13 protein-coding genes are annotated in these 16,054 nt (G+C 36.3%); 10 read left to right on the top strand and 3 right to left on the bottom strand.

Features of this window, described 5'->3' with window-relative positions; translation table 11 throughout:
• Nucleotides 1-19: 19 nt before the first annotated feature.
• Both tatC and NZD88_RS02955 read right to left on the bottom strand, forming a co-directional pair.
• Entirely contained in the window at nucleotides 20-847 is an 828-nt protein-coding gene (tatC, locus tag NZD88_RS02950; RefSeq protein WP_169234649.1) for a twin-arginine translocase subunit TatC, read from the bottom strand.
• 222 nt (nucleotides 848-1,069) lie between these two features.
• On the bottom strand, nucleotides 1,070-2,029 hold the full coding sequence (locus NZD88_RS02955) for a KpsF/GutQ family sugar-phosphate isomerase (protein WP_259827309.1): 960 nt from the start codon (nucleotides 2,027-2,029) through the stop codon (nucleotides 1,070-1,072).
• Between the two features lie 158 nt (nucleotides 2,030-2,187).
• Here NZD88_RS02955 and recQ point away from each other — a divergent pair, with 158 nt between their 5' ends.
• From recQ to NZD88_RS02995, 8 genes are all read left to right on the top strand, one after another.
• The gene (gene recQ, locus NZD88_RS02960; protein ID WP_259827312.1) at nucleotides 2,188-4,392 is read left to right on the top strand and encodes a DNA helicase RecQ; all 2,205 of its coding nucleotides are present in this window, start codon (nucleotides 2,188-2,190) and stop codon (nucleotides 4,390-4,392) included.
• 227 nt (nucleotides 4,393-4,619) lie between these two features.
• Complete coding sequence (locus tag NZD88_RS02965) at nucleotides 4,620-4,934, top strand: hypothetical protein (RefSeq protein WP_259827314.1); 315 nt, start codon at nucleotides 4,620-4,622, stop codon at nucleotides 4,932-4,934.
• Nucleotides 4,935-4,943: 9 nt separating this feature from the next.
• Nucleotides 4,944-6,026: a glycosyltransferase gene (locus tag NZD88_RS02970; RefSeq protein ID WP_259827316.1), complete on the top strand. Its 1,083-nt coding sequence runs from the start codon at nucleotides 4,944-4,946 to the stop codon at nucleotides 6,024-6,026.
• Between the two features lie 77 nt (nucleotides 6,027-6,103).
• Nucleotides 6,104-6,466, top strand: a complete 363-nt coding sequence (locus tag NZD88_RS02975; RefSeq protein WP_259827317.1) for a hypothetical protein — start codon at nucleotides 6,104-6,106, stop codon at nucleotides 6,464-6,466.
• 43 nt (nucleotides 6,467-6,509) lie between these two features.
• Nucleotides 6,510-6,896 carry a cupin domain-containing protein gene (locus tag NZD88_RS02980; RefSeq protein WP_259827318.1) on the top strand — a complete coding sequence of 129 codons (387 nt, stop codon included), beginning with the start codon at nucleotides 6,510-6,512 and terminating at the stop codon, nucleotides 6,894-6,896.
• 129 nt (nucleotides 6,897-7,025) lie between these two features.
• Nucleotides 7,026-8,429: a dihydrolipoyl dehydrogenase gene (gene lpdA / locus NZD88_RS02985; protein ID WP_169234656.1), complete on the top strand. Its 1,404-nt coding sequence runs from the start codon at nucleotides 7,026-7,028 to the stop codon at nucleotides 8,427-8,429.
• 226 nt (nucleotides 8,430-8,655) lie between these two features.
• Nucleotides 8,656-8,781, top strand: a complete 126-nt coding sequence (locus NZD88_RS02990) for a hypothetical protein (protein WP_259827319.1) — start codon at nucleotides 8,656-8,658, stop codon at nucleotides 8,779-8,781.
• A gap of 164 nt (nucleotides 8,782-8,945) precedes the next feature.
• Entirely contained in the window at nucleotides 8,946-9,770 is an 825-nt protein-coding gene (locus tag NZD88_RS02995; RefSeq protein WP_259827320.1) for a CvfB family protein, read from the top strand.
• Nucleotides 9,771-9,809: 39 nt separating this feature from the next.
• Here the strand turns inward: NZD88_RS02995 and NZD88_RS03000 are convergent, their stop codons facing one another.
• The gene (locus NZD88_RS03000) at nucleotides 9,810-13,826 is read right to left on the bottom strand and encodes a DUF7948 domain-containing protein (protein ID WP_259827321.1); all 4,017 of its coding nucleotides are present in this window, start codon (nucleotides 13,824-13,826) and stop codon (nucleotides 9,810-9,812) included.
• 186 nt (nucleotides 13,827-14,012) lie between these two features.
• Between NZD88_RS03000 and NZD88_RS03005 the strand changes: the two genes are divergently transcribed.
• On the top strand, nucleotides 14,013-14,606 hold the full coding sequence (locus NZD88_RS03005; protein ID WP_259827322.1) for a TetR/AcrR family transcriptional regulator: 594 nt from the start codon (nucleotides 14,013-14,015) through the stop codon (nucleotides 14,604-14,606).
• Nucleotides 14,607-14,701: 95 nt separating this feature from the next.
• Entirely contained in the window at nucleotides 14,702-16,054 is a 1,353-nt protein-coding gene (locus NZD88_RS03010; RefSeq protein ID WP_259827324.1) for a TolC family protein, read from the top strand.

The following is a 16,054-nucleotide window of genomic DNA, read 5'->3' on the forward strand; positions in this document are numbered from 1 at the left end:
ATTTTCCCTTTTTCGTCTTTTATTTTTGAACTACCGGAAGATTAGCCGCATTTCTCTGTACTTTTTTGTAAGTGAAAGTACACATGATGATGCTGAATTCATACAGAATAAGCAGCGGAAAAGCAGCCATAATCATACTTAAAACATCTGCAGGTGTGATGATCGCAGCAACAACCATGATCAGAACAATAGCATGTCGGCGATAGGTTTTCATGAACATTGGCGTCAGGATTCCTATGCTGGTAAGGAAATAGATAAGAATAGGGAACAGGAAAATAATGCCCATCCCTAAAATAACCTGTAAAAACAGAGTTGTATAATCGCTTAAGTCATAAAGCGGAATGATAATATCTGAAATTTTGAAAATAACACCAAAATTAACGGCAAACGGAAGGATTAGGAAATAGCCGCATAAAACTCCGGTCATAAAAAGAATCCATACTGCATTGATAATAAAGATAGAATTCTTTCTTTCCTTAGGATGAAGAGCAGGCCCGATAAATCTCCATAACTCCCATACAATATAAGGAAAAGCTCCTACAATACCTCCAAAAACGGAAACCGCCATCATAACGTTGAACTGTTGGTAAAGTCTCTGTACACGAACCGGAAATTCTTTGGGAAGATGAATACTGTCTTCTCCTAAAAGCATCCTTGAAAAATGGTTGACTACCCTGAAAGTTGGAAAATCATTTCTTGTAGGTCCAAAAAAGATATGGTCCATGATCCAGTTAATATTGAATCCTACGGCAAAAGCAACAATTATAATAGCAATAATTGAGCGAACAAGATGACTTCTTAATTCTCCAATATGCCCCAAAAAGGACATTTCTTTTTTTTCGTCCATATACTACAGTCTATCTAAAATAGTAAACTCGTCCGAGTTAAGCTGTTTTAAGTTTGCGAAATTATGAAATAATAATCAGTATTTAGAATTATTGGGGAGGATTTTATTTAAGTTTATAGGGGAAGTACATTTATGTTTGATTTTCAGAAAAAAACAGACCGTATTTTGAAAGATACCGTCTGAAGATTTATTGTTATCAATGAAAAATGTCTTCAAGCAAGCTTAATTGATTCCTTCGTCTAATAATGTATGAAGGTCTATGATTCCTGAATATTTTCCGTTTTCTGTGACAATAAGCTGACCGATATTGTTTTCCTTAAGAATTTTCATCGCCTCTTTTGCCAGCGTATCGCTTTCAATGGTTTTAGGGTTGGCAGACATGATGTCTTTAGCCTGAACTTTAGTGATATCATCTCCCTTCATCAGCATTCTTCTTAAATCTCCATCTGTAATCACTCCGATGATCTTTTCCTCATCAGTTACTACCGTGATTCCGTGGCTTGATGCGCTGATTGAGATAATAACATCCCTTACCGGTGCATTTTCATCTACCTGAGGCTTCTTGGGTGATAAGAACTGGTCTACTTTAGAAACAAGATTCTTTCCTAAGCTTCCTCCCGGATGGAATTTTGCAAAATCATTCTCTCTGAAATCATTAAGTTCCATTAAGGCAACAGCCATAGCATCTCCAAGTGCCATTTGGATGGTGGTAGAACTTGTCGGTGCCAGTTTGTTCGGGCAGGCTTCAACATCTACATGTGTATCCAGAACAATTTCAGAAAATTCAGCAAGTTTACTGTTTTTATTTCCAGTCATCCCGATCAGAGCCGAAGAGTAGTCCTTTAAATAAGGCACCAGATTGGCTATTTCTGGCGAGTTTCCGGAATTGGAGATGCATAAAACTACATCCTGCTTCTGGATCACCCCAAGATCACCGTGAATCGCTTCCGAAGCATGCAGGAACTGTGATGGGGTACCTGTAGAATTTAAAGTAGCCACAATTTTATTGCCTACATGGGCAGATTTTCCGATTCCTACAACTATTAATTTCCCTTTTGCCGAATGAATGATCTTTACAGCTTTGGCAAAATCCTCATCTATTCTGTTTTTTAATTTTTCAAGTTCTGCAATTTCTATCGCTAAAGTGCTTTTGGCAATTGAAATAATGTCGGTTCTTTCCATTTAATTAGTATAAGGTATACAAAAAATCCATTGAAAAACGTTATATTTAAAAAAGAAAATTTAATATAAGTTTTATTTTTTATAAATTCGTTCGCTTTTATTTTAAGCAGAATTTTTATAACTTTGGGTTGGATGCAAATTTAGCAATAGAAAATTAGATGAGCGAAAAAAAAGCCAATTTATCAGGCGAATTGAAAAAGTATTTCGGGTTTTCTACATTTAAAGGCCAGCAGGAACAAATCATAGAAAACCTACTCAGTGGGAAGGATGTATTTGTCTTAATGCCAACAGGAGGAGGTAAATCATTATGTTACCAGCTTCCGGCACTTATTTCAGAAGGTACGGCAATAGTAGTTTCGCCCTTAATAGCGTTAATGAAGAATCAGGTAGATGCCGTAAATGGTCTATCATCTGATGACGGGGTGGCACACGTTTTAAATTCATCATTAAACAAGACACAGACAAAACAGGTCTTTGACGACATCAAAGGAGGCAAGACCAAACTTTTGTACGTAGCTCCGGAATCATTGATCAAAGATGATTATCTGGATTTCCTGAAAGAAGTGAAAATTTCTTTCGTGGCTATTGACGAGGCGCACTGTATCTCAGAATGGGGACATGATTTCAGACCGGAATACCGGAACTTGAAGTCAATTATTGATAGGATTGCCGATGTTCCGGTGATCGCTTTGACAGCTACTGCAACACCAAAAGTTCAGGATGATATCCAGAAAACTTTGGGAATGACCGATGCGCTGGTTTTTAAAGAAAGTTTCAATCGCCCTAATCTCTATTACGAGGTACGCCCAAAAGTCAATGTAGACAAAGAAATTGTGAGATTTATCAATCATCACAAAGGGAAATCAGGGATCATATACTGTTTAAGCCGAAGAAAAGTGGAAGAGTTTGCCCAGCTATTGCAGGTAAACGGGATCAATGCGCTTCCTTATCATGCTGGTCTCGATCAGAAAGTAAGAGTGGCCAATCAGGATAAATTCCTGATGGAAGAAGTAGATGTCATTGTAGCTACCATTGCATTCGGAATGGGAATCGATAAACCGGATGTACGTTTTGTTATCCATTACGATTTTCCTAAATCTCTTGAAAGCTATTACCAGGAAACGGGAAGAGCGGGAAGAGATGGCGGCGAAGGATATTGTTTGTCATTTTATGATCCAAAGGATATTGAAAAGCTTGAAAAATTCCTTGCACAGAAACCGGTTTCCGAAAGAGAGATCGGGCTGCAGCTTTTAAATGAAGTAGTAGGTTATGCTGAAACTTCCATGAGCAGAAGGCAATATATTCTGTGTTATTTCGGCGAAAATTTTGATCCGGTGAAAGGGGATGGCGCAGATATGTGCGACAATTCTTCCGATCCTCCGAAATTGAAAGATGCTACGGCAGATCTTACAAAAACCCTGGAATTGATTAAAGATACAGGAGAAAAATTCAAATCTAAAGATTTGATCTCTGTCATTGTAGGGAAAGAGAATGCAGTGACAAAATCATATAAACTGGAACAGACCTCCTATTTTGGTTTTGGAAAAGCAGAAAAAGACAATTACTGGAAAACCATCTTAAGACAAGCTACAGTTCAGGGATTTCTGCAGAAAGATATTGAAACCTACGGTGTTTTAAAAATGTCCGAGAAGGCCAGGGATTATCTGAATTTTGAATCTAAAGAACCGTTCTTGATTGCTGAAGACAGGGAGTTTGACCTCAGTCAGACCAAAGCAGAGAGCGAACAGGTACAAATGCAGGCCAGCAGTGGCCTGGATCAGAATCTTTTCAGTCAACTAAAAGATTTAAGAAAAAAAGTAGCCAAAAAACACGGTATTCCTCCATATACGGTTTTCATGGATCCAAGTTTGGAAGATATGACGGTACAGTATCCGGTATCGTTGGATGAAATTGCTAAAATTTATGGAGTAGGAGAAGGAAAGGCCAAAAAATACGGTAAAGAATTCGCAGACTTTATCAAAACTTATGTTGAAGATAACCATATAGAACGTACCCAGGATATGGTGCTGAAGCAGGTGGCGAACAAATCCAGTCACAAAGTTTTCATCATTCAGAGTACAGACAAAAAGATCGATCTTGAAGATATTGCCAGAGCTAAAAACCTTTCTATGACTGAGCTTTTGAAAGAAATGGAAAGCATTGTATATCAGGGAACCAAGCTAAATATCGATTATTATATTGAAGATAATTTTGATGAAGATATCGTAGATGGTTTCATGGAATTCATGACCGAATCTGAAAGCGACAGCATGAAAGTGCTTCTCGATGAATTCGGGGATGAACTGTCTGATGAAGAAGTGAGAATGCTGAGGATAAAATTCATCAGTGACGTGGCGAACTAAAAATGGATTTACACAGCAACGAAATAATTTTAAAAGAAATTCTTCCAAAGAAGAGTTTCTTTTTTAATATGACCGAAAAAATAAGAATCGTGTTTTCATTTTTTTATTTGGGAATATCTACAATCCTTCTTATCAATATGACGTCCTTCTTTTTCTTTTTTGCAATAGTATTTTTTGGAGCAGGGCTCTATGTAGCTTTTTTTAGATGGGTTTTACGGTATTTTGATTTGAGAGATAATTATTATCTCATTACTAACGAAAGAATTATTGTTGCTGAAAAGTTGACTAAAGAAATTGTCAAGGAAAAAAAGCTTACAGAAATAGATCAGGTTAATATTGAAATGAATAATAAATTTTTTGGAAATATTATTTTTGGTGAACCCGAAACTATTTTTGGGAAAAATAATGAACTTTTTTCTTTTAAAAGAAGTGGGATGAATTTTGATGAAGATGAATATGCCTTTATAAGTGTTGAAAATATCAGCGAAATTATTCCCATCTTTGAAAACTTAAAATTAAAGGTTAATAAAACTTTTTACTAACTTTAACTGATGAAAAAAATTTCTGTCATATTTATTCTGCCGGACCTGGAAACCGGTGGTGCAGAAAGGATTGTTACCACTATTGCCAATCATCTTTCCAGAGACCGTTTTGAACCAAAGATCCTGTTGCTCCGCAAACAGGGTGGATATCTTAATTTTCTTAAAAAAGATGTTGAAATTATAGATATCAATACAGAAAGGATCAGGCATTCCCTAAAACCTATTTTAGGTGAAATTTACCGCAGAAAACCGGATATTGTATTTTCGGGTTTTGGTGAAGTTAATGCTTATCTGGCCATGTTTATCAAACTTTTTCCGAGAACAAAATTTATTGCCAGGGAAACCAATGTGGTGACGCAGCATGTTACCCGAAAAGAAATTAAATTCTTCTATAATTTTTACAATAACTATCAGAAGATCATTGCACAGAGCGATGACATGATGCATGATCTGATCGACAATTTTAATATTAAGAAAAAGAAGATCGTTAAAATAAACAACCCGGTAGATTTTGATTTTATCAGTGAAAAACTGGTAGACTCACCCAAACCTGAATGTTTTAAATATAATTACAAAAATGTAGTAGCCATTGGAAATCTTTCTGCCAGAAAAGGCTTTGATAATCTTCTGAAGGTTTTTTCCAGACTTAAAAATGAAAATATTATGCTTCATATTCTGGGCGATGGCAAAGACAAAGATATATTGCTCCAGATGAAGGATTTTTTAGGGTTAAAAAATGTCATCTTTCATGGCAGACACGATAATCCTTACCAGTTTTTAAAATATGCTGATCTTTTTATTCTGTCTTCAAGATATGAAGGATTTCCGAATGTCCTTTTGGAAGCCGGAGCTTGTGGTACCTATTCTCTCGCCAATAACTGTCCCGGAGGGATCAATGAGATCATCCAGCATCAGGTGAACGGGGAAGTTGCGGATATTGAGGACTATGAAGATTTCTCCCAAAAAATAATGAAAGTTTTACAGGGAAATTATAACCGTGATGGAATAAAAAATTCTATAAGGTCAAGATTTTCAAAGGACATTATTATGGATAAATATGAAAAGGTTCTGATTGATCTGGTAAATAAATAATGACCAGATTTGCGTTATAGCTTCATATTTTTTTACATTTGACCTTCATTAAATTTATTTAAAATCAATATTCATCAATGAATAAAATCCCCAAAATTGGATGTGCTTGTGAAAAACCGACTTCGGACTATACTGAATACAGAAGTTCTGAATTAGGTATAGACCATACTAACGGAAGATACGCAGAAGTAACGATTCAACAATGCAAACTTTGTCAGAGAATATGGATTCATTATTTTGTTGAATATGAAAGCTTTTCCAAATCGGGAAGATGGTACAAAGGAATCGTTTCGAAAAAAGACCGTTCACAGATCACCCCCGAAAATGCGGTGGAGTATCTGGAAAGCCTTGAATGGTATGTTTATGGGGGCTCCTTTTTTGAAGGTACAGGAACTTTTGGGCAAGGAAAACTGAATGTGGATCTGGTTCATAAGCCATAAAAGACTTAGCATATAATTAAGAATAAATAAAATGGGAAATTTCATGAAGCCATTTATAATCGTTATTTTGATACTGAATTCTGTTGTAATGATTGCCCAGCAAAAGGCAATCTCCAGAAAAGAATTATTAAAAACGGCTATTGATCAGAGCGTTAAATCGGCGGAAATTCAGGAAATAACAATGGCTGCTGGACAAGGAGCTCCTGAACATCTGCACCCGTGTCCCGTTTTAGGATTAATAAAATCCGGGGAAGCCATTTTCCAGATAGAAGGTCAGCAGAAAGTGATACTTCATGAAGGAGATGCTTTCTATGAGCCTAAAAATGTAAAAATCCTTCATTTTGATAATGCATCCGCAGAAAAGCCACTCATTTTTACAGCAATCTACCTGAAAAAGGGGAATGAAGAAAATATAAAATTATTAAAATAATAGTTCCGTAAATCAAATCATCTGAATTGTCAATCTCAAAATTGATAAAACTCACTTTGGTGCTTGGTAATTTATATGTAAATTTGTGAGAATTAAGAAAGATAATAACAAACAAATTCATACAATAACATGAGTCAATTCGATGTTACCGTAATCGGTTCTGGTCCTGGAGGTTATGTAGCTGCGATCCGTGCAGCACAGTTAGGTTTCAAAACAGCAATTATTGAAAAATATTCAACTTTAGGCGGAACTTGTCTTAACGTTGGATGTATTCCATCAAAAGCGCTTTTAGACAGCTCTGAGCATTTCGAAAACGCGAAACACAATTTCGCAGGTCACGGAATCATTATCAATGAGCCACAAGCGGATATCGCAAGAATGATCGAGCGTAAAAACGAAGTGGTAAAACAGAATACAGATGGAATCAACTACCTGATGAGCAAAAACAAAATCACTGTTTTTGAAGGATTGGGAAGCTTCGAATCTGCTACTCAGATCAAAGTAACTAAAAACGACGGTTCTTCTGAAACCATCGAATCTAAATATACCATCATCGCAACCGGCTCCAAGCCGTCTTCTTTACCTTTTATTTCAATCGATAAAGAAAGAGTGATCACTTCTACAGAAGCATTAAATCTTAAAGAAATTCCTAAACATCTGGTTGTAATCGGAGGAGGAGTTATCGGTCTTGAATTAGGTTCTGTATACTTAAGATTAGGCGCTCAGGTAACGGTTGTTGAATTCATGGATAAAATCATTCCGGGAATGGACGGAGCTTTAAGCAAAGAATTGACTAAAGTTCTTAAAAAGCAGGGAATGAAGTTTATGCTTTCTACTGCTGTTTCTGCTGTTGAAAGAAACGGAGATACAGTAAAGATCACAGCTAAAGATAAAAAAGGAGAAGAAGTAACCGTAGAAGGAGACTACTGTTTAGTTTCTGTAGGAAGAAGACCTTACACAGACGGTCTTGCTCTTGAAAAAGCAGGCGTAGAACTTGACGAAAGAGGAAGAGTGAAAACAAACGATCACTTACAGACTAACGTTGCCAATATCTACGCTATCGGTGATGTTATCAAAGGAGCTATGCTTGCTCACAAAGCTGAAGAAGAAGGAGTTTTGGTTGCAGAACAATTGGCTGGTCAGAAACCTCACATCAACTACAACCTTATTCCTGGTGTTGTATACACTTGGCCTGAAGTAGCTGGAGTTGGTAAAACCGAAGAGCAGCTGAAAGAAGAAGGAGTAGCTTACAAAGTAGGTTCTTTCCCAATGAGAGCGTTAGGTAGAAGCCGTGCAAGTGGTGATATCGACGGTCTAGTGAAGATCATTGCAGACGAAAAAACTGACGAAGTTTTAGGAATGCACATCATCGGAGCCAGAGCAGCTGACCTTATCGCAGAAGGCGTAATTGCTATGGAATTCCGTGCAAGTGCTGAAGATATCGCAAGAAGTTCTCATGCCCACCCAACCTATGCTGAAGCTATTAAAGAAGCAGCATTGGATGCAACGGGTAAGAGACCTATTCATATGTAATTTTTAATTGAAAGATTTAAAAATTCAAATAATAAAAGATTAAAGAGAAGCATTTTGCTTCTCTTTTTTTGTGAATACAGAAAATGATTGATTTGTCCTCGTAATTCTTGTTTTTGTACTTTTTCGAAGGGTGAACAAGCACGATATTTTGATAAGAATAAATTTAAACATCATAATTATGGAAACCCTTGAATTGCATCTGTACTTAAAACGAATTGGAGCTTAAATGCCGGAAGAAAGTATCAGAAAACTGGAACTTTTGCAAAAGCTTCATCATCTTTCTGACAATGTATTGGAAAAAACGGATTTGAAATTGACAGATATTCAGGCTCATTTCAATGTCGCTCAATAGTAAAAGATAAAAGAGGGAGGTGCTTTTTTTAGTGCTTTTTTGATGAGATGGACATGTTTTATCAACGGTTTGAAAACAGAAAAGTGCTGTAGTTTGTAGTAAAATAGGATATGTAGTTTTAGAATCTTCAATTTTCCGTACCTTTGTGGCTAATTTTATATTCAATGCAACTCGGAAAAACCCAGACTTTAAAAATTTCAGAAAAAAATCATTCAGGATGGATCCTGGTGGATGAATCAGGCGAAAAAGCTTTCTTGCCTAAGGTTTTCACCAGTGATGATAAAGAAATTGATGATGATGTTGAAGTTTTTGTCTATCAGGATGACGGAAAATTAAAAGCGACCACTGAAATTCCATTGGCCGAAGTGGGAGAGTATGCTGTAATGAGCTGTGTACAGAGTCTTCCGAGCGGTGCATTTATGGACTGGGGAATTATTAAAGATCTTTTTATCCCTTACAAACAGCAGAAATCAAAAATCCTCGAAGGAAAAAGATATTTAGTTCATCTTTATGTAGATGAAGTTCTTGATCTGATCACCGGAACTACAAAATTCAAAAGAAACCCTCAATATCAGGATCTTCCTTTCGAAAAAGGTGAAAAAGTAGACCTGATCATGATGAATGAAAGCGAATTGGGCTGGAATGTCGTGATCAACAAAAAGTACATTGGACTTGTGTATACATCGGATGTATTTAAAAAACTGTACCCATTATCAGAAGAAGGAGGGTACATCAAGGCTATTCGTGAAGATGGCAAGATCGACATCTCTTTGCAGCCTGAAGGTTTTGAGAATGTAGATGAATTCAAGCAGAAAATTCTGGACAGACTGGAAGAGAACTACGGACTTCTTTATCTTTCAGACAAGTCTACACCTGAAGAGATCAAAGATGAACTTCAGATGAGCAAAAAGAATTTTAAAAAGGCCCTCGGTGGACTTTACAAAGATAAGATCGTTGAAATTCTAGACGATAAAATAAAATTAGTATAAAAATAAAAAACGAGCAGAATTTTCTGCTCGTTTTTGTTTTTACTCCCTGTTCTTTACCAGAAGCCATCCGCTGTAGGTTCTTCCGTCAGAAACTTTGATCGTATACCAATAGTTTCCCGTAGCTACAGGCTGCTGATGGTATTTTCCATCCCATACAAATGGTTTATTGGTAATGGTTTCTTTTAGAATAACAAATCCCTTTCTGTCGTATACATATATTTCTGTTCCGGGATAATTTTCTAATCCGGCGATTTTCCAGGTATCATTGTTTCCATCTCCATTTGGGGTCACTGCATTTTGAATGTTGAATATCGAGAATTTCTTCTGCCCGATAATACATCCTGATTTTGTCCTTACATATACCGTATATTCTCCTGTATTTAAATGCGTAAAGACATTGGAGTCCTGCCAAGTAAAATTATCTAAAGAATATTCATAGTTTCCGGTCTCAGAAAGAATAATGGTAGCTGTATTATTGTTGATATTGACCGCTACAATTGTTGCCAGAACAGAATAGGTGATCTGAACTGTTTTCGTATTCTCACATCCAAAGGCATTCTTTACGGTTACAAAATAGGTTCCTGGTGCAGAAACTGTAATTGTTCGGGTAGTTGCCCCTGTACTCCAGAGATAAGAAGCAAAGCCGGGGCCTGCATCCAGTGTAAGGGTTTTACCTTCACAGAAATCCAGTTTTTCGGGAAGTTCAATGAAAGGCTTTGGATTAAGCGTTAGAGTCAGTCTTACTGTGGTAAAGCATCCGTCAATCGTTGCTACCTTCACCATGATCACTGTTGTTCCTAGATTTAAAATATAGTTGGTCAGATTGGTAATGAGGTTTCCTGCATTATCTGTATAGGTGAAAATGTAGTTTCCAGGATTGTTGATGATGTTGCTTTCATAGGAATGAAGATTGACACTCATCGTATTTGCAGTCGTGCTGTTACATATGGCTATAGTCTGATTGGTCGCCGGAACATTGTTAGTAGAAAGTGTCACAGAAATAGCAAGCTTTTCAGATTCACATCCGTTGATGGTTTGTGTTGCATAATAGGTCTGTCCATGTACAAGAGGCGTAGTAATTGGCAGAACATTTCCTGAAGCATGGTAAAAAATAATAGATATCCCGGTAATAGTAAGATGAGCCAGAGTAGGAGATGCTGATGCACAGAAATCCTGAATAACATTCGCTGTTGGCTTGGGCGTACTGTTAATCGTTACCTGAACTGCTGTTTTACCACTTTCACATCCGTTAATTATTTGAGACGCATGATACGTTTGTCCATTAACGAGCGGTGTGGTAGTGGCTAATATATTTCCTGCAGGATCATACCATTTGATGTTCTGTCCTGTTACCTGAAGATCAGAGATCTTTGGAGTATTGGTAGCACAGAAGGTTTGAGCAGCGTTTGCTGTAGGATTTTGAACAGAATTTACAGTAACTGTTTGATTTTGTGTAAAGGTATTTCCGTTTCCATCATTATAATTCCAGTGGATGGTATAAGTTCCCGGAACTGAATAAGAGAGAGGATCCGGTGTAGTGGCCGTAATAGCTCCTGCACAATTGTCTGTTGCAGTTGGGAAACTGGTAATAACCGTATGGCAATCGCCTGTGATCATTGGTAGACTGGTGATATTGGGAACTGGAGCCAGATTATCTCCAACCACAACATTGACCGTGAAACTACCGTCGCAAGCTCCGGAACCTGAAACCTGACAGGTATAAGTTCCTGAATGAGCAGTTGTAGCATTTGGGATAGTGGGATTTTGCAGATTTGATGTAAATCCGTTGGGTCCTGTCCAATTGTAGGTTGTGCCCCCTGTTGCGTTGAATTGGACTGTTGAATTGGTGCAGACAGGAGAGTTGGAGGTTGCAGAAATTCCTGCGGCACAATCATGAAATTTTGCAAAGTTATTGGTTGTATTAGTTCCTCCTAAAGTATAAATGTTCTTGCTTTTTGCAAAAATAGAATGTATACCTCTATAAAAGTAAGAGCCCCAAATTTGATTTCCTAAGGTACTAAATTTTGTAAAAAAGCCTGAATGATAACCTCCGCCATTGTTAGGTAAGAATCCATTGGGAGTAGCGATTTGAGCATTGTTTGATGTTTGTCCGGCAAATACAAGGTTGTTATTATCATCTACAGAAAGCCCTAAAGCCAGATCATCATCTACATTATTATTGGTGGTAGCGCCAAAGTAAGTTCCCCAAATTTGATTTCCGGTTGAATTAAATTTAGTTAAAAAAATATCATTGCCGAGATTTGAAGTACGCTGTGTTTGGTGAGTTCCGGGTGTTGAAATTTTTTCATGAGCATCTGTATCTCCTAAAAGAATTATATTATTGTCTTTATCGATTTTTAAATCTTTTGAAGATGTTCTTCCTTCATTAGAATTCTGCTGAAGCCCATATCCATTTTTTCCGCCGAAGTATGTTCCCCATAACAATTGAAAATTGCTATTTAACTTTGCTATATATACGTTTGATTCTCCGATAATGTTCTGTTGGTGTGTACCTGCTGTTCCGGGTCCGCTATTATTATAAGTTCTGTGTACATCTCCAGTTACATATATATTGTCCGCGTCATCTTTTGCTATTCTTTTTATTCCATATCTTAAATTAAAATATGAACCATAGACTTGTTGTCCGTTAGTTGTGAATTTAGCTATAAATGCTGTTCCGTTATATAAATATAGATTGGTTGAAATTGCAGCATTGGAAGTTGCAATCCCATTATTACCCGCTGTAATACCCGCCAATACTAAATTTTCATTAGAATCAAGAACTAAAGAATTAATAGCGTCAAAATACTCTCCTCCAAAATAAGTTCCCCAAATTTTAAGACCATTATCATTTAATTTTACGATAAAGGCATCTGTATTATCAGATTGGTAGAATTGATTTACATATGATGAATGTTCTTTATGGGCTCCCGGAGTTGTAATAGTATTTGTTCCAGCTTGTGTATCTCTTGCGTAGCCTACAGCATATATATCATTGTTGCTATTAATTACGATATCTTTTAATACATTGGTTTCATCTCCGCTATTGTGATGATTTCCAATATATGTTCCCCATATTTTATTTCCTGAAGGATCAAATTTTGAGACATATCCATAGTTTTGAGAATCAAAATCCATCACAGTATAGGTGCTGGTAGCGATATTATATCTTGCAATAGTTGTAAAACTTGTATAGACCTCCTGATTAGAATTTGCTAAAACTCTGTAATATCCATACTCTGAGTGCCATACCCAATTTGACAAATTTTTAATCCATAAAGGTGTTGGTACAGGATCAATAACCAAAGTTTTATTATATACATCTTGTTTACCAATGAATCCATAAACATTTTCATCAATTTGTTTAAAATTAATCGCCGTTTCCTTTTTAGATGTACCTTCTAATAACCATGAAAGAGGAATGTTTTCCTGTATCTCTCCAAAGCGAACTTTCATGATGATTTTATTGTCTTTTAATGATGTTTTAGCACCATTAAATTTCATTTTAATGTCTGAAACTTTTCCGCCTGGTCTTACAATAAAATTATATTCAATCGGTTTTAAAGTATCTTTTGGTTTAAAAAAGACAAGATCTATATTGTTATAAATACCTTTATAGATCACTTTTTTAAATCTGTGTACGTTTGTTACTCCATTAGGTTTACTCGGGACGTTATAAAAATTTTCATAATCGGGAGATTGATCTTCGGCAATAATTTCTGTATTAAGATTAGAATTGACCAGATCTATATCAATTCGATGATATTTATATTTTATTTTTTCCTGCCTTTGATCAGATAAATTATGAGTCTTTTTAGAGTTGTTTTCTTTTATTTTTTCTAATTGATAAACATCATAAGAAAATCCATTAGAACGCAATTGCACATTCAATCCGGCAGAGTGGAAGAGATACTTTACATCGGCATTTTCCTTGCCATCCTGATCAACGATCTGACCTTTATTTTCATAGAAATAATATTCGTTGCTTGTTGTTTTGTTTTGGGAATAGAACAGCACACAGTAAAACACTGTGAACAAAAATAAAATTTTTCGCATCAATGATTAATATTTTTGCGGCAAAGATATAAAAATGCCCTTTCCAGCAAAGATTAATTCATAATAATCTCAAATTGAGCATCAAAAACATGATGCAAATCATGACAATTTTGTTTAATTATTTTGTTTAACAATTTTGTCAAAAACAGAATTTGATTTACATTTGCACAAAATTGTTTAACAATAATGTCAAATCAAGCGAAAAAAGACCAAACACAGGAATTGATCAAGGAGACAGCGAAGAATTTATTCTTTGTGAAGGGGAAATTTGATGCTACTACCCAGGAGATTGCAGATGAAGCCGGAGTGAACAGAACATTGATCAACTATTATTTCCGCTCAAGAGATAATCTGATTCAGATCATTTTTGATGAAGCTCAAAGAGTGGAACAGGAAAAATCCAAGATCATTCAGAATGCAGATCTTCCTTTTAAAGTGAAGATCAGCAAATTTGTAGAGGGCAGCCTTTCTACCAGTCTTCAGTATCCCTATCTGGAAACGTACATTGTTTCACAGATCAATAAAGGAAACTGCAATCAGAGAGACATCGAAGAAGATGTTCTTGAAACTCTTTATAAAGATATTGAAAAAGAGATGGAGCTCGGAAATATTGAAAAAATGGCTCCGGTTCAGTTTATTCTGAATATGGTTTCTCTGCTCGTATTCCCGAGTGCTATCAGACCTTTATTTATGGAGAATCTGATGATCAGTGACGAGGAATATGACAAGATTATTTCCGAGAGAAAAGAGATCATTATCAACATGCTTTTTAAAAATTAAAAAAATGTTAAAGTATTTTATGAAATGATTCGTCCTTTAGAAACAAAAACCTTGACAGAAAAATTACATTAAAAAAATAAACGAAGTATAATATTATGAAAAGAAAACGTATAACTGCTAAAAAGCTAAAAATTGGGATAGCTGCAGCATTTATGATTTTCGGCTTTTCATCGGTATCTGCCCAGCAGCAGGTTTCTTTACAGGAAGCTATCAAGCAGGCACTACAGAACAAAGCAGAGGCCAAAAAAGCTGCTTTACAGATCAAAAAAGCTGAATATAAAATTGATGAGGCCAGAGCTGGTGCCCTTCCGCAGATCTCTGCTACAGCAGGACTTACCTATAACCCTGTTATTCAGGAGTCCTTGCTTGAATTTGGAGGAGAGAAAATCAGAGCCCAATTGGGACAGCCTTGGAGCTCTACAGCTTCCGTACAGCTTCAGCAGGCTTTATTTGACCAGAGAGTTTTTACAGGTCTTAAAGCCGCGAAATCTACAAGAGAATTCTACGTTTTGAATGCTCAGCTGACGAACGAACAGATCATTGAAAATGTAGCAACAGCTTACTATCAGGTGTTTGTACAGGTAGAAAATTTGAAGACGGTAGAAGCCAGCTATGCCAATACCGAAAGAGTAAGAAACGTGATTAAAAGCTTGGTAGATAATGGTCTTGCAAAAGCCATTGACTTGGATCGTACCAATGTTCAATTAACGAATATCGGTTCAAACAAACAGCAGCTAATCAATTCTGTTGAACTTTCAAAAAATGCTTTGAAGTTTTATATGGGAGTTCCGATCGGTACTGAAATCGAGCTTGAAGAAAAAACAATCGAGCCAAAACCGGAATTGATCGCAAGTACTTTAAATCTTGATAACCGTACGGAAATTAAAGTTTTAAATAAGAACAGAGAACTTCTTCAGTTTAATAAAAAAGCGACCGAAGCCTATCTTTATCCTACCGTGAGCCTTACAGCAAACTATGGCTGGGCTGGTATGGGTAAAAAATTTCCTTTAACCAATGGTCTTAATAATGGAGTTCTTTGGAGCGACTATTCTGCCGTAGGTTTAAACATCAATGTTCCGATTTTTACAGGGGGTGCTACAAAAGCTAAAATTCAGCAGGCAGAAATTGATATTCAGGATCTTGATCAGGATATTCAGAATACGCAGCTGACTTTGGATCTGGATCATAAAAATGCCATTGCCAATATGGAAAATGCCATTATCAATATCCAGAGCATGAAAGATAATGTTGATCTTGCTGAAAGAGTTCAGAAAAATACACAGTCGAATTATCAATATGGTTTAGCAACATTGACCGAAGTTCTGGATTCTGAAAATGCATTAACGCAGGCAAAACAGAACTATTCAAACGCATTGCTGGATTACAAACAGGCTGAGATCAAATTAATTAAAGCTAAAGGGGAACTGAACACACTACAAAACTTATAA

The organism is Chryseobacterium pyrolae (assembly GCF_025153485.1).
In the GTDB taxonomy this organism is placed as follows: domain Bacteria; phylum Bacteroidota; class Bacteroidia; order Flavobacteriales; family Weeksellaceae; genus Chryseobacterium; species Chryseobacterium antibioticum.

Excerpts from the sequence above, each read along its gene's own strand:
- tatC (WP_169234649.1), bottom strand. The coding sequence starts at position 847 with ATGGACGAAAAAAAAGAAATGTCCTTTTTGGGGCATATTGGAGAATTA.
- NZD88_RS02955 (WP_259827309.1), bottom strand. The coding sequence starts at position 2,029 with ATGGAAAGAACCGACATTATTTCAATTGCCAAAAGCACTTTAGCGATA.
- recQ (WP_259827312.1), top strand. The coding sequence starts at position 2,188 with ATGAGCGAAAAAAAAGCCAATTTATCAGGCGAATTGAAAAAGTATTTC.
- NZD88_RS02970 (WP_259827316.1), top strand. The coding sequence starts at position 4,944 with ATGAAAAAAATTTCTGTCATATTTATTCTGCCGGACCTGGAAACCGGT.
- NZD88_RS02975 (WP_259827317.1), top strand. The coding sequence starts at position 6,104 with ATGAATAAAATCCCCAAAATTGGATGTGCTTGTGAAAAACCGACTTCG.
- NZD88_RS02980 (WP_259827318.1), top strand. The coding sequence starts at position 6,510 with ATGAAGCCATTTATAATCGTTATTTTGATACTGAATTCTGTTGTAATG.
- lpdA (WP_169234656.1), top strand. The coding sequence starts at position 7,026 with ATGAGTCAATTCGATGTTACCGTAATCGGTTCTGGTCCTGGAGGTTAT.
- NZD88_RS02990 (WP_259827319.1), top strand. The coding sequence starts at position 8,656 with ATGCCGGAAGAAAGTATCAGAAAACTGGAACTTTTGCAAAAGCTTCAT.
- NZD88_RS02995 (WP_259827320.1), top strand. The coding sequence starts at position 8,946 with ATGCAACTCGGAAAAACCCAGACTTTAAAAATTTCAGAAAAAAATCAT.
- NZD88_RS03000 (WP_259827321.1), bottom strand. The coding sequence starts at position 13,826 with ATGCGAAAAATTTTATTTTTGTTCACAGTGTTTTACTGTGTGCTGTTC.
- NZD88_RS03005 (WP_259827322.1), top strand. The coding sequence starts at position 14,013 with ATGTCAAATCAAGCGAAAAAAGACCAAACACAGGAATTGATCAAGGAG.
- NZD88_RS03010 (WP_259827324.1), top strand. The coding sequence starts at position 14,702 with ATGAAAAGAAAACGTATAACTGCTAAAAAGCTAAAAATTGGGATAGCT.